The sequence below is a fragment of the Leisingera sp. JC11 genome (assembly GCF_040704725.1).
Classification (GTDB): domain Bacteria; phylum Pseudomonadota; class Alphaproteobacteria; order Rhodobacterales; family Rhodobacteraceae; genus Leisingera.
Window position 1 is genome coordinate 294,049 of the sequence record NZ_JBFCVS010000003.1, and the last position, 19,089, is coordinate 313,137.

Below are 19,089 nucleotides of genomic sequence, written 5' to 3' on the forward strand. Positions count from 1 at the left end.
TAGACAGGCCCTAGCGGGCCTGTGCCTCCGGCGGGAGTACTTCTTGAAAGATGAAAGAGCGGTCCTGATCAGGGCCGCTTTTTTTTCAGTTCGCTGTTTCTTTCATCTTGTAGAGAATCTCCAGCGCTTCCCGCGGCGACAGGTCATCGGGGTGAATGGCTGCAAGCATTTCTTCTGCAGGAGAAGGAGCGGCTGGCTCCTTGGGCTGCGGCGGCGGAGCAGCTGCGAACAGGGGCAAATCGTCAATCTGGATTTTGGAGCCGCCTTCGCGGCTGCCCTGTTCCAGCATGTCGAGCACATCACGCGCACGCGCAACAACCGAGGCAGGCAGGCCGGCGAGCTGGGCGACCTGGACACCGTAAGACCGGTCGGCAGCACCTTTGCGCACCTCATGCAGGAAGATCACTTCGCCCTCCCATTCCTTTACCGCTACGGTGGCGTTATCAACACCTTCCAGTTTGGCGGCAAGCTGGGTCAGCTCGTGGTAGTGGGTGGCAAAGAGCGCGCGGGAGCGGTTCACCTCGTGCAAATGCTCCAGCGTTGCCCAGGCAATCGATAGGCCATCGTAAGTGGCAGTACCGCGGCCGATTTCATCGAGAATGACGAGAGCGCGATCGTCCGCCTGGTTCAGGATTGCGGCGGTCTCGACCATTTCCACCATGAAGGTGGAGCGGCCGCGGGCCAGATCGTCAGAGGCGCCGACGCGGCTGAACAGCTGGCTGACCAGACCGATGTGTGCAGCTTCTGCCGGGACATAGCTGCCCATCTGGGCGAGCAGGGCAATCAAGGCATTCTGGCGCAGAAAGGTTGATTTACCGGCCATGTTGGGGCCTGTCAGCAGCCAGACAGCGGCACCGTCCTGCGCAGTCAGGTCGCAGTCGTTGGCCACAAAGGTCTCGCCGCCTTGCTGGCGCAGGGCCTGCTCCACCACCGGATGGCGGCCGCCTTCGACGTGGAACGCACGGCTGTTGTCGACCTTGGGCCGGGTCCAATTCTCGCCGCGGGCCAGATCAGCCAGAGCTGACAGAAGGTCCAGCTCTGCCAGACCACGGGCGGCAGTGTTGAGGCGCGCCGCTGTGTCCAGAATGGCGCCGGAAAGTCTTGCGTAGAGCCGCTTTTCGATCTCCAGCGCCAGGTTGCCGGCGTTGAGGATGCGGGTCTCGATCTCGCTCAGCTCCACCGTGGTGAACCGGACCTGGTTGGCGGTGGTCTGGCGGTGGATATAGGTCTCGTTCAGCGGCGGCGACATCATCTTGTCCGCGTGGGTCGCGGTGGTTTCGATGAAGTAGCCCAGCACATTGTTGTGCTTGATCTTCAGCGAGGCGACGCCGGTGTGCTCCGCATACTTCTTCTGCATCGAGGCGATAACCGAGCGGCCTTCGTCGCGCAGGGTGCGGGCTTCGTCCAGTTCCGGGTCATATCCGGCCGCGATGAATCCGCCATCACGGGCCAGCAGCGGCGGTTCGGCGACAAGAGCTGCGTCGAGGAGGGAGAGCAGATCATCGAACCCCTGTAGATCCGAGATAGCTCCGTCCATCAGTGCAGGAAGTTCCATCCCGGTACAGAGGTCTGCAATCACCTCTGCCTGCGACAGACCGTTGCGGATGGCGGCCAGGTCGCGCGGGCCGCCGCGCTCCAACGCGAGACGCGAAAGCGCCCGGTCGAGGTCCGGTGTCTTGCGCAAAGCAGCACGGAGGTCCTCGGCGGTCCGCGTGTGCTCAACCGCGAAGTCCAGGGCCGCTAGGCGCTGATGGATGGTGTCCAGATTGCGCGAGGGGCTGGACAGCCGCTGTTCCAGCAGACGGGCGCCGCCCGGGGTGACGGTCCGGTCCACGACGGACAGCAGAGAGCCGGTCCGGCCGCCGGACAGGGACCGCGTCAGTTCCAGATTGCGGCGGGTGGCGGCGTCGATCTGCACCACCCGGTCCTGAGCTTCCTGCTGCGGCGGCTGCAGCAGCGGCAGTTTGCCCTTCTGGGTGATCTCCAGATAATCGATCAGCGCGCCCATCGCCGAGACTTCGGCGCGGGTGAAGGTTCCAAAGCCGTCCAGCGCGCTGACGTTGAACAGAGTGCAGATACGTTTTTCGGCAGCGGTGCTGTCAAAGCTTGCTTTTCCCAGAGGGGTCAGCGGGATCTTGTATTCATCCGCCAGCGGGCGGGCGGCGTCATAGGCGGGACCATCGGCGACAATCAGTTCAGATGGTGCCAGGCGGGCCAGTTCCGGCGACAGCCGCACCCTTGCAACCGGCATCACATGGAACGCGCCGGTGGAAATGTCGGCCCAGGCCAGCGCCGCGTCATCCCGCAGCTCGGAGTAAGAGACCAGGAAGTTGTGGCGGCGGGCTTCCAGCAAGGAATCTTCGGTCAGGGTGCCGGGGGTCACCAGCCGCACGACATCGCGTTTCACGACGGACTTGGAGCCGCGTTTCTTGGCTTCGGCCGGGCTTTCCAGCTGCTCACCCACTGCCACGCGGAAACCCTTACGGATCAGCGTCAGCAGGTAGCCTTCGGCGGCATGGACCGGCACGCCGCACATCGGGATGTCTTCACCGTTGTGCTTGCCGCGTTTGGTCAGTGCGATGTCCAGCGCCTCGGCCGCATTGACCGCGTCCTCAAAGAACATCTCGTAGAAGTCGCCCATCCGGTAGAAAAGCAGCGCATCTGCGTGCGCTTCCTTGATCTCTAGATACTGCGCCATCATCGGCGTTACGGTCATTGGAGGTCCCCCGGGTCGTCTTTGCAAGACATCTACAATGGGGGCGGACCGAGGAAAACCCGGATATGGCTGCCGCCAGGGGCTCCGGCGGCAGCCTGCTGTCAATAGAGATTGCGCAGCGTGTCAGGCATCGTGTTGACGATGGAGAGAGACAGGGTGCTCAGCTGCTGCTGCGCCTGCAGGGCCAGCAGTTTGGTCGCAGCTTCTTCCATGCTGGTATCGATCATCGAGCTGACACCCCGGGTGAGGGCATCGGACTGCTTGCTGACATAGTCGCCTTGGCCAGCCAGCTGATTGGCGCTGGCACCCAGGGCTGCGGAACCGTCGATTGCGTAGGCGAGAAAGCCTTCGATCTCCCCTAAGGCCGTCAGGGCACTGGCGCTGTCTGTGATTGCGGTCCGGCTACCGAGGTCGAACTGCGGGCTGCCTTCAAAATCCACTCCGTCAATGCTGAGGGTGCTCAGGCTGCCGTCGCCGGAAATCGCAGACGGTACTGTCAGACCGGTGCCGCCGGCACCGTCGACATCGGTTTTCAGGAGGTTCACTCCGTTAAAGCCGGAAGATGAAATGATCGAATTGATCTGCTCGGTTTTCTTTTCCATGGCGGCCTCATACTTGCTGAAGTCGCCCATGCCGCTGCTGGCCATGATGGCAAGTGACCGCATTTCGGTCAGGGTTTCCGTGATCTGCTCAGCCCCGGCTGAGGCTACCGCCACTGTAGCTTCGCCCAGCGACAAAGAGTCCGAGACTGAGCGCAATCCGGAAATATCGGAATTCATCAGCTCGGAGATCGCCCAGAGGGCTGCATTATCTTGCGCGGTACTAATATTCTGACCGGTGGAAATGCTGTCCTGCGTTTGGTTGAGCTGAGAATTGACTCCGCCCAATGTTTGCAAGGCCACCATTGCACCGGAATTGTTGTGGAAGCTTATCATTCCTCACTTTTCCTTTGATCCTTTGCCCTTTTGCGGGCGGACAAACGCCGTTCTGACCGTTGCTTGCAGGCCTCTGACTTCCCGGCCTCAGCGCCACCTGGGCCACAGGTGCGCGTTAATACCTATTAAGAAATTGCAGCATTCCGCGGTCTGCTTTGAGGCGAAAACCTGACGGTACCTATCGTCTTTTAGCCGCTTTTTTCTAAAATCTGGCAATACAGATTCTTGAAACCGCGGATTGAGGGGCGCCGTGGGCTGGGCTAAGACGGTCCGCGACGAGGAGAGGACACGAGATTAAATGCCCAAGAACAAGATCACCGACGAAGAAGCCCTGGCGTTCCACCTGGAGCCATCTCCGGGCAAATGGGAGATCAATGCCACGGTCCCGATGACCACACAGCGGGACCTGTCGCTGGCGTATTCTCCGGGCGTTGCGGTGCCTTGCGAGTCCATCGCTGAGAATCCGGAGACCGCCTATGATTACACCAACAAGGGCAACCTCGTTGCGGTGATCTCCAACGGCACGGCAGTATTGGGCCTTGGCAATTTGGGTGCGCTGGGCTCCAAGCCGGTGATGGAAGGCAAATCGGTCCTCTTCAAACGCTTTGCCGATGTGAACTCGATCGACATCGAACTGGATACTGAAGACCCGGACAAGTTCATCGAGGCGGTTAAGCTGATGGGGCCGACCTTTGGCGGCATCAACCTGGAAGATATCAAGGCGCCCGAATGTTTCATCATTGAGCAAAAGCTCAAGGAAGAGATGGACATTCCGGTGTTTCATGATGACCAGCACGGCACTGCGGTGATCTGCGCGGCAGGCCTGATCAACGCGCTGCATCTGTCTGGCAAAAAGATCGAAGATGTGAAGATCGTCCTCAATGGCGCCGGCGCGGCGGGCATCGCCTGCATCGAGCTGCTGAAAGCCATGGGCGCGCGGCATGAAAACTGCATCGCCTGCGATACCAAAGGCGTGATCTACCAGGGCCGCACTGAAGGCATGAACCAGTGGAAATCGGCCCATGCGATCCAGACCGATCTGCGTACCCTCGAAGAAGCAATGCGCGGGGCTGATGTGTTCCTCGGCGTTTCGGTCAAAGGCGCAGTGACTCAGGAGATGGTCGCCTCGATGGCCGACAATCCGGTGATCTTTGCGATGGCCAACCCCGATCCGGAAATCACCCCGGAAGAGGCGCATGAAGTGAGGGTTGACGCAATCGTCGCCACCGGCCGCTCGGATTACCCGAACCAGGTCAACAACGTCCTGGGCTTCCCCTATCTGTTCCGCGGCGCGTTGGATATTCATGCCCGCGCCATCAATGACGAGATGAAGATTGCCTGTGCGCATGCGCTGGCGGCGCTGGCGCGCGAGGATGTGCCGGACGAGGTAGCACTGGCTTATGGCAAATCGCTGACTTTTGGCCGTGATTATATAATTCCAACCCCGTTTGATCCGCGGCTGATCCACCGGATTCCGCCGGCCGTGGCCAAGGCGGGCATGGACACCGGTGCGGCGCGCCGCCCGATCGTGGACATGGACGCCTATGAGGTTGGTTTGAAGTCGCGCATGGACCCGACGGCCTCGATCCTGCGCGGCCTGAATGCCCGCGCACGCTCCGCCCAGTCGCGGATGATCTTCGCCGAGGGCGACGACCCGCGGGCGCTGCGTGCCGCAGTGATGTACCAGCGCTCGGGCTTTGGGAAATCGCTGGTCGTGGGACGGCCGGATGACGTGCGCACCAAGCTGGAGAAAGCCGGTCTGGGGGATGCTGTGCGTGAACTGGAAGTGGTGAATGCGGCCAACACGCCGCATTTCGAGATGTACAAGGAATTCCTGTACAACCGCCTGCAGCGCAAAGGGTTTGACCGCAAGGACATCCACCGCTTGGTGGGCCGCGACCGGCATGTGTTCTCCAGCCTGATGCTGGCGCATGGGCATGGTGACGGCCTGGTGACTGGCGCAACCCGCAAGTCGGCGCATGTGCTGGACCGGATCAACCATGTGTTCGATGCCGACGCTGATCACGGTGTGGCTGGTGTGACCGCGCTGTTGCACAAGGGCCGGATCGTGCTGATCGGCGACACGCTGGTGCACGAATGGCCGGACGAAAACCACCTGGCCAACATCGCGGAACGAGCGGCCGTGGTCGCCCGCCACATGGGGCTTGAACCGCGGGTGGCCTTCGTCAGCTTCTCAACCTTCGGCTATCCGGTGTCGGAACGGGCCGAGAAGATGCATGTCGCTCCCACTGTGCTGGACAAGCGCGGCGTCGACTTCGAGTATGAAGGTGAGATGACCGTCGACGTGGCTCTGAACGAACGCGCGCAGCGGTATTATCCGTTCCAGCGGTTGACTGGCCCGGCCAACGTCCTGATCGTGCCGGCCCGCCACTCGGCTTCAATTTCGGTCAAGCTGATGCAGGAAATGGGCGGTGCCACGGTGATCGGTCCGATCCTGTCGGGCATCGACAAGCCGATCCAGATCTGCTCGACCACCTCCACCACCAATGACATTCTGAACATGGCGGTTTTGGCGGCCTGCAATATCGGGTGATCTGACATGGCGATCTGGAACCTCGGCTCGATTAATGCGGACATGGTCTATGCCATGCCGCATTTGCCAGCGGCGGGGGAAACCCTTGCCGCCCGCAGCCTTGACCGTTTTCTTGGCGGCAAGGGTGCCAATATGTCCGTTGCTGCGACCCGTGCCGGCAGCTCTGTGAACCATATAGGTGCTGTGGGTCCTGACGGAGAATGGGCGGTCGAGAGGCTGAAGGCGTATGGGGTTGGCACCAGCCACATTGTCCAAGCAGTTACCCCGACCGGCCATGCGATCATCGCGGTCGAGCCTGAGGGCGAAAACCAGATCATCCTGTTCCCCGGCGCCAATCGCGCACTGAGCCAGGATCAGGTGGATCGGGCTCTGTCTCAGGCGAGTGCCGGTGACATCCTGGTCATGCAGAACGAAACCAGCATGCAGGCAGAGGCGGCGCGGTTGGGCCGGCAGAAGGGGCTGCGCGTCTGCTACGCTGCCGCCCCGTTTAATGCAGACGCTGTGCAGGCGGTTCTTCCATACTTGGACTTTCTGATCCTGAATGAGATCGAGGCACAGCAGCTGGCGCAGGCAACGGGGAAACAACCGGGAGAGCTTGGCATCAAGGATGTGATCATCACCCTGGGCGCCAAGGGCGCACGGCATATTGACGGAGACACGGGCGCTGTCAGTGACGTGCCTGCCTTGCCAGTCACACCGGTTGATACAACCGGTGCAGGCGATACCTTCACCGGCTACGTTCTGTCAGGTTTGGACCTGGGCCTGACAGTTGCGGAGGCGATGGAACAGGCAAGCCGGGCAGGGGCCCTTATGGTCACGCGCCGGGGCACGGCTGACGTCATTCCTGATTTGAAGGAAGTGCAAGCCGCCCGGTTCTGACCTGGGCACCCCTGCCTCAGTGCCCTTTGGCGAAGGGCGCCGCGTCACCCCAAAGCTGCGACACCTTCGCATCGCGCCCGCAGGCCTGACGGTAGCGTTTGTAAGCTGCCGCCTGCCGTTTGGGGCCGAACCGGGTGAAAACCAGGCTGTCGCCCTTGTAATAGTCCTGGTGGTAGTCTTCCGCCTCGTAGAAAGCCTTGGATGGCAGGATCGGGGTCACGATTTTCTGTCCCAAGGCCTGCTGCGCTTCTGTCTTTACTTGTTCAGAAAGAGCCCTTTCTTCCTTGTTAGAAACAAAAATTGCGGTGCGATAACTGTTGCCACGGTCGCAGAACTGGCCGCCAGGATCGGTGGGGTCCACTGAGCGGAAGAAAAGCGAGAGAAGGTGCTCGCGAGAGACTTTGGCTGGATCAAAGAAAATCTGCACCGCCTCATAGTGGCCGGTGCCACCGCGGGTGACGTCCTTGTAAGTGGGGTTCGCCGTGGTGCCACCCGTGTAGCCGGATACGGCTTCAACCACACCCGGCACCCCTTCGAAATCACTTTCCACACACCAGAAACAGCCGCCGGCAACGGTCAGAACTTCGGTCGACTGCGCGCGCAACGGATTGCCGTTTGCCGCAATTCCGATGGCAATCAAACCGGTCAAAACCAGGGGTTTCAATTTTTCCAGAACTCGCATTCCCGACTCCATCCTGTCATGTTGCCAGCCTGCCGGCTGCCGCGCCTCTGCTCAAGCCGGCACGTCAGGATTTCACGGACTGGTGACAGCACGTTATCGTTTGGATTCCGGATCCAGTATTACTAACGTGCCGGCCAAGGAGGATTCCATGACCGACAAGATGAGCACCCACCAGGCCGAAGAAGATCAGCGCAACGAAGCGATCCTGATTTATCTGAATGGTGAAATCGTTCCCAAGGCTGAGGCCAAGGTCAGCGTTTATGACAGCGGTTTCATGCTGGGCGACGGCGTTTGGGAGGGGCTGCGGCTGTACAATGGCACCTGGGCCTTCATGGATGAACATCTTGACCGCCTGTTTGAAGCAGCCAAGGCCATTGATCTGGACATCGGCTTGGACCGGGATGGTGTCAAGAGCGCTTTGTTAGAGACACAAAAGGCCAATGGGATGACTTCGGACGCTCATGCCCGCCTGATGGTCACGCGCGGTGTTAAAACCCGCCCGTTCCAGCATCCTTCTCTGTCGCGCCAGGGGCCGACGATGACCATTATCATGGAGCATTCGCGCCCCAACCTGCCGCGGCCGATCAAGCTGGCAACGGTGCCGCATCTCCGCGGGCTGCCGATGACACAAGATCCCAAGCTCAACTCCCATTCCAAGCTGAATTGCATTCTCGCCTGTATCGCGGCAGAGAAGGCTGGCGCGGACGAGGCGCTGATGCTGGATGTGAATGGCTTTGTGAACACCACCAACGCCTGCAACTTCTTCATCGTCCGAAAAGGGGCGGTTTGGACTTCCACCGGTGACTACTGCATGAACGGTATCACCCGGCAGAAAGTAATTGATCTTTGCCGCGATAACTGCATTCCGGTCTACGAGCGGAACTACTCTCTTGTTGATACTTATGGTGCGGATGAGGCCTTTCTCACCGGGACGTTTGGCGCGCAAACCCCGGTGGGCAGCATTGATGGGCGGCAGATCGGCAGCGGTCAGATGGGTCCCGTGACAGAGCATATCCGCGGCCTCTACAAGGCGCTGATCGAGAAGGAGTGCGCCTGATGCGGATTGCCATGTGGTCCGGGCCAAGGAACCTGTCGACGGCGATGATGTATGCTTTTGGCAACCGCGGAGATTGCGCCGTTGTGGATGAGCCGTTTTATGCGGCATATCTGGCTATGACAGGCCTCAATCATCCGATGCGTGCGGAAATCCTGGAAAGCCAGCCGCAGGATCCTGAGACCGTGGCGCACACACTGTTGGGGCCGGTGCCGGCCGCCAAGCCGTTCTACTACCAGAAACACATGACGCAGCACATGATCCCAGGCGTTCCGCGTGAATGGATGCGGGATGTCACCAATGTCTTTCTGATCCGGCACCCGGCACGGGTGATCGCCTCTTATGCGGCAAAACGGGAGAATCCGGTGCTGGAGGACATAGGCTTCCGCCAGCAGGCAGAGCTGTTTGATCTGGTGCGCGGCTGGGGACAGGTGCCGGTTGTGGTGGACAGCCATGACATCCGCGAGAACCCGGCTGCCAAGCTGGAGCAGCTGTGCGAGAGGATTGGCGTGCCGTATTCACCTAAGATGCTTAGCTGGCCCAAGGGCGGGCACAAGGATGACGGCGTCTGGGCCACCCATTGGTATGGAGCAGTCTGGACTTCAACCGGTTTCGCCGGCCCGGAAGGCCGTCTGCCTGAAGTGCCCGAAGAACTGCAGCCGGTATTGCAGGCTGCGATGCCATATTACGAGCAGATGAAGGCTGCAAAGATCTGACCGGCGGAGGGGCATTACCCTTTGGGCCTGGACACCTGCAGCCGGAGAAAGCGGGTCAGCCGATCAGCTTGCTCAGTTTCATGGCGACGCCCATGTCGCCGGAAATTTTGATCTTGCCCATCATGACGGCTGTCATCGGATTGAGGTTTCCGGTCAGCAGCTTCTGCAGATTTTCAGCCGACAACCTCAGCGTGCAGTCCGTTTCGCGGTCGTCTGTGCTGGCACTTCCATCCAGCAGGACAATCACACCGTCGGGTCCGCAATCGAACTTCAGTGATCCGTCGAAACTCTTTCCGGCCAGTCCGTCCCGGATTCCAGCCGCAATATCGTCCAATGCCATTTCGTCCTCCCTCGCTTTGCCAGAGGGTTAGGCAGAGAGATAAAACCGGGCAAGATTGACCGCGGGAGAGGCGGAAAGGTTACGCTGCGGCAAGCGCGGCCTTGGTCAGCGGGCAAGGCTGGCCCCCGTAAAAAGCATCCAGAACCTCTTGGAATTCCGCCGGCGCGCCGGGAACGGCGGCAAACAGCGTCATCGAGGAGCGCAGTTTCTTGGCGTCGATGCCGCCAAGGATTTGCGCGGCATCCGCGCCCTGATGAGACAGCATCAGCCGACTGACCTCGACCAGTCGGGCGCGCAGTATCTCGTGGTTCAAATAGGCTGTGGCCTCGGCCAGGTCTTCGATCCCGTAAAGCTGCGCCATATGGGAGCGGCCAAGCTCAGCCAGTTGGGGAAAGACGAACCACATCCAGTGGCTCGTCTTCTGACCTGCAGAGAGTTCGCTCAGGACAGCCGCCCAGACGGTGTCCTGAGCTTCGACGAACATATCCAGCTCTTCCGCGAAATCGTCCTGGAATTCGCCATCTATGCCGTCGTGATCACTCACTTCTTGATCCGGCGCTCGCGGGCGGCCAGCAGTTTGAGACGCAGAGCGTTCAGCTGGATGAAGCCTGCGGCGTCCTTCTGGTCGTAGGCGCCGGCGTCTTCCTCGAAGGTCACATGTGCCTCCGAGTAGAGCGAGTTGTCCGACCAGCGGCCAACGGTGGATGCCAAGCCTTTGTAGAGCTTCACGCGCACGGTGCCGGAGACGAACTCCTGGCTCTTGTCGATGGCGGCTTGCAGCATTTCGCGCTCCGGCGAGTACCAGAAGCCGTTATAGATCAGCTCTGCGTACTGCGGCATCAGCTGGTCCTTCAGGTGCATCGCGCCGCGGTCCATGGTGATGGATTCGATGCCGCGGTGGGCTTCCAGCAGGATGGTGCCGCCCGGGGTTTCGTAAATGCCGCGGGACTTCATGCCGACAAAACGGCCTTCGACCAGGTCGAGGCGGCCGATGCCGTGCTTGCGGCCGTATTCGTTCAGTTCGGTCAGGATGGTCGCCGGCGACATGGCTTCGCCGTTGATCGCAATCGGGTCGCCCTTTTCAAAGGTGATCTCGATGAATTCCGGGGTGTCGGGTGCTTCCTCGGGGTGCACGGTGCGCTGGTAGACGTAATCGGGCGCCATTTCCGCGGGGTCTTCCAGAACTTTACCTTCGGAGGAGGTGTGCAGCAGGTTGGCATCGACCGAGAAGGGGGCTTCGCCGCGCTTGTCCTTGGCAATCGGAATCTGGTGCGCCTCGGCAAACTCCAGCAGCTTGGTGCGCGAGGACAGGTCCCACTCGCGCCAGGGGGCGATCACCTTGATTTCGGGGTTCAGCGCGTAGGCCGCCAGTTCGAAACGGACCTGGTCATTACCCTTGCCGGTGGCGCCATGGGCGACGGCATCGGCGCCAGTCTGTTCAGCGATCTCGACCAGACGCTTGGAGATCAGAGGGCGGGCAATGGAGGTGCCGAGCAGGTAGAGACCCTCGTAAACCGCATTGGCGCGGAACATCGGGAACACGAAGTCGCGGACAAATTCCTCGCGCACATCTTCGATGAAGATGTTTTCCGGCTTGATGCCCAGCATCTCCGCTTTCTTGCGGGCGGGCTCCAGCTCTTCGCCCTGGCCGAGATCGGCGGTGAAGGTGACAACTTCGCAGCCGTATTCGGTCTGCAGCCATTTCAGGATGATCGAGGTGTCGAGGCCGCCGGAATAGGCGAGCACAACTTTCTTGGGCGCGGACATGGAATTCCCTCTCAGGTCAGAACGCCTGCGGCGTACCGGGTTTTGGACGCAAGGGCAAGGTTTTCCGGGGTTTCACGCCAAGCCGGCGGCAACTATGGTCCGCGCCTGACAAGATTTTCAAAACTGGAGCGGATTTTCATGAAACCTTGGGCGCTGTTCAGCCATTCGGTCGGAATGCTTGTACGGAACTTTGGCGATATGCTGCGCGTGTTTCTGGTTCCCACGCTGCTGATAGTCGCACTGTTTGCGACGTTTTTGAGAATGACTGGCCTGTGGGAAATTTTGCAATGGGGTGCAGTAACTCAGTTGCCGGAGAACTCAGGCTTAAGCGGCCCGTTGTTTTTAGTTATCGTTCTCTCGCTTTTGGTCGGGATGTGGAGCGTGGTGGCCTGGCACCGCTTTGTTCTGCTGGAGGAAACGCCGCAAGGCTGGCTGCCGCGCCTGGAAGGTAGCCGGGTGATGGCCTATTTCGGACGTTCTGTGCAGATTGCGCTGGTACTTATCTGTTTGATGATCCCTGTGTTGCTGGTGGTGCTTCTGCTGACGACAATGCTCAGCGGAGCAGGACCGGCTGCCCTGCAGTTGATCAATCTGCCGATTGCGATCTTCATCACCTATCTTGTTCTCAGGCTTTCAGTAATCCTGCCTGCGGCAGCCCTGGGCGCGGACATGGGATTGCGCGCAGCTTGGAATTACACCGGAAACGCCTTTGGCGACCTTCTGGGGCTTGCTGCCATAATGGTTGCCGCACAATACGCAGCCCAATTCATTGCCGAATCCCTAGCTGCATCCCCAACTCTTGCTGCCGGTGTTTCAATCCTCGTGTCTGCTGCCCTGGCGTTGCTGAACATCAGCCTTTTGACCACCCTTTACGGTCACTACGTCGAGGGCCGCCCGGTTTGATTGCCGGTATTCTTATGTATGCTTGTCTCCCGCCTCTTGCCTTGGAGGCGGGCTTGCGCCACTGAAGGATACATGAGCGATTTCAAGACCCAGGCCCGCGCCGCCGAGCAGGCGATGCGCGATGTGTTCCCCGCAACGCCGCTGCAGCGCAATGTGCATCTGTCGGAGCGCTTCGGTGCCGACATCTACCTTAAGCGCGAGGATCTGAGCCCGGTCCGCTCCTACAAGATCCGCGGTGCGCTGAACGCGATGCGCAAGCAGCCGGATCAGGAGCTGTTTGTCTGTGCCTCGGCAGGCAATCACGCCCAGGGCGTCGCCTTCATGTGCCGCCACATGGGCAAGCGCGGCGTGATTTTTATGCCCGTCACCACGCCGCAGCAGAAAATCCAGAAGACCCGGATGTTCGGCGGCGCCAATATTGAGATCCATTTGGTCGGGGATTACTTCGACGTCTGCCTGGCCGCAGCGCAGGAATGGTGCGCCCAGGAGGGCGGTCATTTCCTGTCGCCCTTTGACGATGCCGATGTGATCGAAGGCCAGGCCTCCATCGCGGTGGAGATTGAGGAACAGCTGGGCAAGGCGCCTGATCACGTGCTGCTGCCGGTTGGCGGCGGTGGCATGTCTGCAGGCGTTTCATCGTGGTTTGGCGATGAGGTGCACAGCCTGTTTGTCGAACCCGACGGCGGCGCCTGCCTGCGTGCGGCGCTGGCGGCGGGCAAGCCGGTGCCGTTGGATACTGTCGATACCTTTGTGGATGGCGCCGCGGTGGGGCGGATAGGCGATTTGCCCTTTGACATCCTGAAAGACGTGCCGCTGCCAGATGTTCTGGCGATCTCCGAAGACCGGATCTGCGCCACCATAATTGAGATGCTGAACGTCGAGGGCATCGTGCTGGAGCCTGCCGGCGCGCTGTCAGTTGAGGCGCTACAGGATGTACGCTCATGGATCCGCGGGAAGGCCGTCGTTTGCGTTACCTCCGGCGGGAATTTCGATTTCGAACGGTTGCCCGAGGTCAAAGAACGTGCGCAGCGCTACTCGGGGGTGAAGAAGTATTTCATTCTGCGGCTGCCGCAACGGCCCGGCGCACTGAAGGAATTCCTCGGCATCCTGGGGCCGGAGGACGATATCGCCCGCTTTGAGTATATGAAGAAGTCAGCCCGCAATTTTGGCTCAGTTCTGATCGGGATCGAAACCAAACGGCCGGAAAACTTCGAGCAGTTGTTTGCGCGTCTGGATGCTGCCGGGATGACCTACACGGACATCACCCGGGACGAGACACTGGCGCAGTTCGTGATCTGACGGCGGCGGCGTCAGAACTTCTCGGACAGGCCGGTCAGAAACGCGGACTTGGACGCTTGGAAATTGGCGACGATGGCAGGGATATCGACACCCCCCGCTTCGCCTTGTGCAGACTTCCGCTCGCCATCCAGGCACATCGTGGAAAATTCGTCGAAGCCAAGGTTGAGCGCGCTGCCTTTCAGGAAGTGCAGGTCCTGCTCAAGCTGACCGCGGTCGCCGCCTTCCAGCTTGCCGATTACTTCTTCGACCTCTTCCAGAAATATTTCAACAACTTCCCCGAAGTCCTCGGCGCCCACTTCTTCGCGCAGCTCGGTCACGCGTGGCCAGTCAATCATGTGATACTTCCTTACGATCTTTCGCTGTGCGCACTTCTTAAGTTGATTGCAGTAAAAATATGGTGAAATAAAGGAGGAAGCTCAAATTTTAGGCTTCACCGCCTGTTAAATCTCTGGACCGATAGTATCACAAGATCTTCTGATTTTGCCATTTGTGAGGTGCCTTCGGTGCTGCCAAAAAGTTCGATGGACGACGAGGACCAGACAGTGGCCGGATCAATACGCCGTGTGCTGGTTGTGGACGACAGCCGCCTGCAAAGACGTATCCTTGTGGCATCGCTCAAGAAGTGGGGATTCGAAGTTGTCGAGGCCGACAGCGGCGAGGCAGCGATGGAGATCTGCCAGCAGGAAACCCCTGATCTGATTCTCAGCGACTGGATGATGCCGGGCATGAACGGGCTGGAGTTCTGCCGCGCGTTCCGCGCCCGAGCCAGTGAAGATTATGCCTACTTCATCCTGCTGACGTCCAAGAGCGAAAAAAACGAGGTGGCCGAGGGACTTGATGCTGGTGCCGATGACTTCCTGACCAAACCGGTCAGTTCGGATGAACTGCGGGCGCGGATCTCCGCGGGCGAGCGGATCTTGCGGATGCAGCGGGAACTCTCCGAGAAGAACCGTATCGTGTCTGAAACCCTGGGTGAGTTGCAGCGGGTTTATGACGCGATTGACAAGGATTTGATCCAGGCCCGCAAGATCCAGGAATCTCTGGTGCCGGAACTGTCCAAGGATTTCGGTTCTTCAACAGTCAGCCTGCTGCTGAAACCCTGTGGCCATATCGGCGGTGATCTGGTCGGGATGTTCTCCCCTGGTGTGAACCGAATCGGCTTCTATTCGATTGACGTGTCCGGCCATGGCATCACCTCTGCAATGATGACGGCGCGATTGGGGGGCTACCTGTCTTCCAACTATTTCGACCAGAATGTCGGGATGGAGAAGCGCTTTAACCGGTTCTATGCCCTGCGCCAGCCGGAGGAAGTGGCCAGCCTTCTCAATGCACGCCTGATTGCTGATACCGGTATCGAAGAATATTTTACGATGGCTTACTGCATCGCTGACCTGCGCAGCGGGGTCGTCAAGATGGTGCAGGCCGGCCACCCGCACCCGCTGCTGATGCGCAAGAACGGCGAGTTGGAATTCATCGGCAAGGGTGGCGTTCCCGTCGGCCTGGTGCCGGATATCGGCTACAGCCAGGAAGAGTTCACGATGGAGCGGGGCGACCGCCTGCTGCTGTTTTCAGACGGTTTTACAGAAGCGCGTTTGCAAGACGGGTCGATGCTGGAGCCCGAAGGTCTTCTGGACCTGGTCCAGAAGTGCGGGCCGGAGCAGAACGGCAAGGAGTTCCTTGACGATCTCTATTGGCATTTGACCCAGATGATGAGCAAGGAACATGGGCTGGAGGATGACGTTTCAGCTACCTTGTTCGAGTACCAAGGCCCATAACAAGTTCCAGCTGCGTTCTCTGATGTCCTGGTTGCGGCCGGGATTTTGTGCTTCTTGCTACATGCGGGCTGCAAGCTGGGCGGCAAAATGACGGTCGCCAGCGTTGCCCAGGCGGGCTGCAGCTTCCTGCGGACCTATCCAAAGCGCCTCATGCCCCTGTTCCGCTGGCGGGCCGATCCGGCGCAGCGGCCGGGCCATATAGATGTGGCACAGCTTTTCTGCCCAGAGATCATATTCCGGCATGTAGGCAAAGCGCCTGAAGACGCCCAGTTTTCGCGGGGCCGAGATTTTCCAGCCGGTTTCCTCATACACCTCGCGGTGCAGGGCGGGGATCGGTGATTCGCCCGGATCAATGCCGCCACCCGGCAGTTGAAGATCAGGGTGCGGATCATACTGGCAGGTGATCAAAAGCTTTCCGTCACGCGGCAGCAGGGCATAGGCACCGGGGCGCATCCGGTAGCGCTTCCCTTTCTGGGGAATTTCGCCAAATCGCCTGATCACGGGCCGGCCCCTTCACTCTGGTGTCGTTTCTCCTATATAGCCCCGGTATGCCAATCCCCGGCGCGTAAGGAAACCCCATGACCATTGGTTCGAAAATCGCGTGGGACGACACCGTCCTGCCCTTCCAGCTTGATGCATCCGACATGCGCGGCCGCGTGGCGCGGCTGGACGGTGTGCTGGATGGTATTCTGAAACAGCATGATTACCCGCCAGTGGTCGAGGCGCTGGTCGCTGAAATGGCCCTGCTGACGGCGCTGATCGGCCAGACGGTCGCGCTGCGCTGGAAACTGTCGCTGCAGGTGCAGTCCAAGGGCGCGGTTCGGATGATCGCAACCGACTACTACGCGCCGCAAAAGGAAGGTGAGATCGGCCAGATTCGCGCTTATGCGAGCTTTGACCGTGACCGTCTGACGGACGGCAATCCCTTTGACCAAGTGGGCGAGGGGTATTTCGCCATTCTGATCGATCAGGGCAACGGCACACAACCTTATCAGGGTATCACGCCGCTGTCCGGCGGATCGTTGAGCGCGTGTGCAGAGGCCTATTTCGCGCAGTCCGAACAGCTGCCGACCATGTTCAAGCTGAGCTTCGGAAAATCGGCGGAGCCTGGAGTGGCTGAGCACTGGCGTGCGGGCGGCGTAATGCTGCAAAGCATGCCAAAGGCTTCTCCGTTTGCGGCACAGGGCGAAGGGTCCGGCGAAGTTCTGCAGGCAAGCGATCTGGTGTCCGGGGATGAAGAAGAAAATTGGAACCGGGCCACTACGCTGCTGAGTACGGTAGAAGAACTGGAACTGATCGGCCCGTCGGTTACACCCACCGAACTGCTGATCCGGTTGTTTCACGAGGAACAACCGCGGGTCTACGACACCCAGCCGGTGCGGTTTGGCTGCACCTGCTCAGAGGACCGGGTGCGGCAAAGCTTGTCGATCTATTCAGCCAAGGACATCGAGAAGATGACCACCGACGACGGCCGGGTGACTGCCGACTGCCAGTTCTGCGGAGCGCATTACGACCTGGATCCGTCGAGCGTAGGGTTTGATGCGGAAAACCCGCCCAGTGAGTGAACCTGCCAAGGATCTGAGGGAGCGGATTGCCGCCGCCTTGAAACGTCAGGGCGGCGGCTCGTCTGATTTTGATCTGAACCCGGGTACGGTGCTGCCGGAGGGGCGCAAGCTGCGCCCTGCCGGTGTGCTGGTAGCGGTCTCCATAGGTTCGGGCGCGCCGCGGCTGATTCTGACCAAACGGTCCTCGGCGCTGAAACACCATCCAGGGCAGATCGCCTTTCCTGGCGGCAAGGTGGACGCGGGCGACAAGGATGCCTGTGCCGCAGCGCTGAGGGAAGCCTGGGAAGAGATCGGCCTGCCACCCGACTTGCCCAGGATCATCGGCTGCCTGCCGGAGCATGAAACGGTCACCGGGTTTGCAGTGACCCCGGTTGTTGCGCTGATCCAGGAAAGCTTTGCCGCGCGGCCGGAAGCCGGTGAGGTGGCGGAAGTGTTTTCCGTGCCTCTTGACCATGTTTTGGGCCTTGAGAACTACATCATCGAATCCCGCCGCTGGCGCGGCACCCGCCGCCGCTATTATACCGTGCCCTATGGCCCCTACTATATCTGGGGCGCCACCGCGCGTATGCTGCGCGGGCTTGCGGCACGGATGGAGCAATAATGCGGATAAATCAGCCCTGGTTGAAGGACCGGGCAACTCAGGCGGTGTGTGAGGCTGTCACTGCGGATGGCGCGCAGGTGCTGTTTGTCGGAGGCTGCGTGCGCAATTCACTGCTGGGTGAACCGGTCTCAGATATGGACATCGCCACGGATGCGCGGCCGGAGCAGGTGATGGAGCTGGCTGCCCGTGCCGGGATCAAGGCGGTGCCGACAGGGATCGACCATGGCACCGTGACACTGGTAAAGAACGGCATCCCGCATGAAATCACCACTTTCCGCAAGGATGTGGCGACCGATGGCCGCCGGGCCGTGGTGGCGTATTCCACCGATATCGCCGAGGATGCCCGCCGCCGCGATTTCACGATGAATGCGATTTATGCGCGTCCGGATGGCGAAGTCGTCGACCCGCTGGGCGGGCTGGCGGATCTCGCCAGGCGCCGAGTGCGGTTCATCGGCACCGCGGAAAACCGGATCCGCGAAGATTACCTGCGCAGCTTGCGGTATTTCCGCTTTCATGCCTGGTACGGCGATCACGCAGAGGGTTTTGACGCGGATGCGCTAGGAGCGATAGCAGCCAACCTGGACGGGCTGGTCTCTCTGTCCAAGGAGCGGGTGGGGGCGGAGCTGTTGAAATTGCTGGCAGCACCCGATCCGGCGCCCTCGGTTGCAGCAATGCGGCAGGCTGGCGTACTGGCACAGATTCTGCCTGGGGCCGATGACCGTTCCCTTGCACCGCTGATACACTTGGAGGCAGGCCGGGCGGCTTCTGGCATCCGCCGCCTTGCCGCGCTGGGCGGGGAGGGTCTTCAGGAAGAGCTGCGCTTGAGCAAGGCCCAGGCTTCTCATCTGGCAACGATACGGGAGGCGGCCGCCGGTACTGCGGGGGCAGGGGAGCTGGGGTACCGGTTGGGTGCGGAGAAGGCGCTGGATGCGCTTCTGCTGCGCGCGGCCCTGCTGGAACAGCCGCTTTCCCCAAGTTTAGAGACTGATATTGAGCTGGGCGCCAATGCCAAGTTTCCGGTGAAAGCGCGGGATCTTTTGCCAAATTTGAAGGGGCCGGAGCTGGGCGCGGCGTTGAAGAAAATGGAAGCCGACTGGCTTGCGTCAGGTTTTACCCTTAGCCGCGAGGAGCTGCTGGGCTCTCTTCGCTGACAAGGGGTGTCAGCAGCGTCACAACCTTGGGGGGTGACAAAACGGCAAATCTTGCGTAGCCATAAGGCAGCCACCACATGACGGAGGAATGCTGATGTATTACGGGATCTGGTTTCTTTAACGCCTGAGACCTTGCCCCGTGTGACGTGGGA

At 60.2% G+C, this 19,089-nt stretch carries 18 protein-coding genes; 10 read left to right on the forward strand and 8 right to left on the reverse strand.

The window, feature by feature from the left end:
• Positions 1 to 85: 85 nt before the first annotated feature.
• Complete coding sequence (gene mutS / locus AB1A62_RS05215; protein WP_366660433.1) at positions 86 to 2,716, reverse strand: DNA mismatch repair protein MutS; 2,631 nt, start codon at positions 2,714 to 2,716, stop codon at positions 86 to 88.
• A 101-nt stretch (positions 2,717 to 2,817) separates the two neighbouring features.
• A complete protein-coding gene (locus tag AB1A62_RS05220; RefSeq protein ID WP_366660435.1) occupies positions 2,818 to 3,651 on the reverse strand; it encodes a flagellin in 834 nt (277 codons plus the stop codon).
• Positions 3,652 to 3,949: 298 nt separating this feature from the next.
• Between AB1A62_RS05220 and AB1A62_RS05225 the strand changes: the two genes are divergently transcribed.
• A complete protein-coding gene (locus AB1A62_RS05225; protein WP_366660437.1) occupies positions 3,950 to 6,205 on the forward strand; it encodes an NADP-dependent malic enzyme in 2,256 nt (751 codons plus the stop codon).
• 6 nt (positions 6,206 to 6,211) lie between these two features.
• Positions 6,212 to 7,084 (forward strand): ribokinase, encoded by an 873-nt coding sequence (locus AB1A62_RS05230; RefSeq protein ID WP_366660438.1) that lies wholly within the window; start codon positions 6,212 to 6,214, stop codon positions 7,082 to 7,084.
• Positions 7,085 to 7,100: 16 nt separating this feature from the next.
• Here the strand turns inward: AB1A62_RS05230 and msrA are convergent, their stop codons facing one another.
• A complete protein-coding gene (msrA, locus tag AB1A62_RS05235) occupies positions 7,101 to 7,766 on the reverse strand; it encodes a peptide-methionine (S)-S-oxide reductase MsrA (protein WP_366660440.1) in 666 nt (221 codons plus the stop codon).
• 148 nt (positions 7,767 to 7,914) lie between these two features.
• Here msrA and AB1A62_RS05240 point away from each other — a divergent pair, with 148 nt between their 5' ends.
• Entirely contained in the window at positions 7,915 to 8,823 is a 909-nt protein-coding gene (locus AB1A62_RS05240) for a D-amino acid aminotransferase (RefSeq protein ID WP_366660442.1), read from the forward strand.
• Positions 8,823 to 9,536, forward strand: a complete 714-nt coding sequence (locus AB1A62_RS05245) for an HAD family hydrolase (RefSeq protein ID WP_366660444.1) — start codon at positions 8,823 to 8,825, stop codon at positions 9,534 to 9,536. The genes AB1A62_RS05240 and AB1A62_RS05245 overlap by 1 nt, the downstream gene beginning before the upstream one ends.
• Positions 9,537 to 9,591: 55 nt before the next feature.
• Here AB1A62_RS05245 and AB1A62_RS05250 read toward each other — a convergent pair whose 3' ends face one another.
• The 3 genes from AB1A62_RS05250 to AB1A62_RS05260 form a co-directional block, all read right to left on the reverse strand.
• Positions 9,592 to 9,876, reverse strand: a complete 285-nt coding sequence (locus AB1A62_RS05250; RefSeq protein ID WP_366660446.1) for an SCP2 sterol-binding domain-containing protein — start codon at positions 9,874 to 9,876, stop codon at positions 9,592 to 9,594.
• A 79-nt stretch (positions 9,877 to 9,955) separates the two neighbouring features.
• The gene (locus AB1A62_RS05255) at positions 9,956 to 10,420 is read right to left on the reverse strand and encodes a DUF1810 domain-containing protein (protein ID WP_366660448.1); all 465 of its coding nucleotides are present in this window, start codon (positions 10,418 to 10,420) and stop codon (positions 9,956 to 9,958) included.
• On the reverse strand, positions 10,417 to 11,643 hold the full coding sequence (locus AB1A62_RS05260) for an argininosuccinate synthase (RefSeq protein ID WP_366660450.1): 1,227 nt from the start codon (positions 11,641 to 11,643) through the stop codon (positions 10,417 to 10,419). The genes AB1A62_RS05255 and AB1A62_RS05260 overlap by 4 nt, the downstream gene beginning before the upstream one ends.
• Before the next feature lie 138 nt (positions 11,644 to 11,781).
• Between AB1A62_RS05260 and AB1A62_RS05265 the strand changes: the two genes are divergently transcribed.
• Together AB1A62_RS05265 and ilvA are read left to right on the forward strand one after the other, a co-directional pair.
• The gene (locus AB1A62_RS05265) at positions 11,782 to 12,546 is read left to right on the forward strand and encodes a hypothetical protein (protein ID WP_366660452.1); all 765 of its coding nucleotides are present in this window, start codon (positions 11,782 to 11,784) and stop codon (positions 12,544 to 12,546) included.
• A gap of 72 nt (positions 12,547 to 12,618) precedes the next feature.
• Complete coding sequence (gene ilvA / locus AB1A62_RS05270) at positions 12,619 to 13,845, forward strand: threonine ammonia-lyase IlvA (protein ID WP_366660454.1); 1,227 nt, start codon at positions 12,619 to 12,621, stop codon at positions 13,843 to 13,845.
• Positions 13,846 to 13,856: 11 nt separating this feature from the next.
• On the opposite strand, the gene AB1A62_RS05275 is transcribed toward ilvA, so the two are convergent.
• The gene (locus AB1A62_RS05275) at positions 13,857 to 14,180 is read right to left on the reverse strand and encodes an Hpt domain-containing protein (RefSeq protein ID WP_366660456.1); all 324 of its coding nucleotides are present in this window, start codon (positions 14,178 to 14,180) and stop codon (positions 13,857 to 13,859) included.
• A gap of 186 nt (positions 14,181 to 14,366) precedes the next feature.
• Between AB1A62_RS05275 and AB1A62_RS05280 the strand changes: the two genes are divergently transcribed.
• Positions 14,367 to 15,620 (forward strand): SpoIIE family protein phosphatase, encoded by a 1,254-nt coding sequence (locus AB1A62_RS05280; protein WP_366660538.1) that lies wholly within the window; start codon positions 14,367 to 14,369, stop codon positions 15,618 to 15,620.
• Between the two features lie 57 nt (positions 15,621 to 15,677).
• Here AB1A62_RS05280 and AB1A62_RS05285 read toward each other — a convergent pair whose 3' ends face one another.
• A complete protein-coding gene (locus tag AB1A62_RS05285; RefSeq protein ID WP_366660458.1) occupies positions 15,678 to 16,121 on the reverse strand; it encodes an NUDIX hydrolase in 444 nt (147 codons plus the stop codon).
• Between the two features lie 77 nt (positions 16,122 to 16,198).
• On the opposite strand from AB1A62_RS05285, the gene AB1A62_RS05290 reads away from it, so the two are divergent.
• From AB1A62_RS05290 to AB1A62_RS05300, 3 genes are read left to right on the forward strand one after another with little or no spacing between them, the layout of a single operon-like run.
• Positions 16,199 to 17,185 (forward strand): Hsp33 family molecular chaperone HslO, encoded by a 987-nt coding sequence (locus AB1A62_RS05290; protein WP_366660460.1) that lies wholly within the window; start codon positions 16,199 to 16,201, stop codon positions 17,183 to 17,185.
• Positions 17,178 to 17,786, forward strand: coding sequence for a CoA pyrophosphatase (locus AB1A62_RS05295; RefSeq protein WP_366660462.1), 609 nt, complete (start codon positions 17,178 to 17,180; stop codon positions 17,784 to 17,786). Before AB1A62_RS05290 ends, AB1A62_RS05295 begins: the two co-directional genes overlap by 8 nt.
• On the forward strand, positions 17,786 to 18,937 hold the full coding sequence (locus tag AB1A62_RS05300; RefSeq protein WP_366660464.1) for a CCA tRNA nucleotidyltransferase: 1,152 nt from the start codon (positions 17,786 to 17,788) through the stop codon (positions 18,935 to 18,937). Before AB1A62_RS05295 ends, AB1A62_RS05300 begins: the two co-directional genes overlap by 1 nt.
• Positions 18,938 to 19,089: the final 152 nt, after the last annotated feature.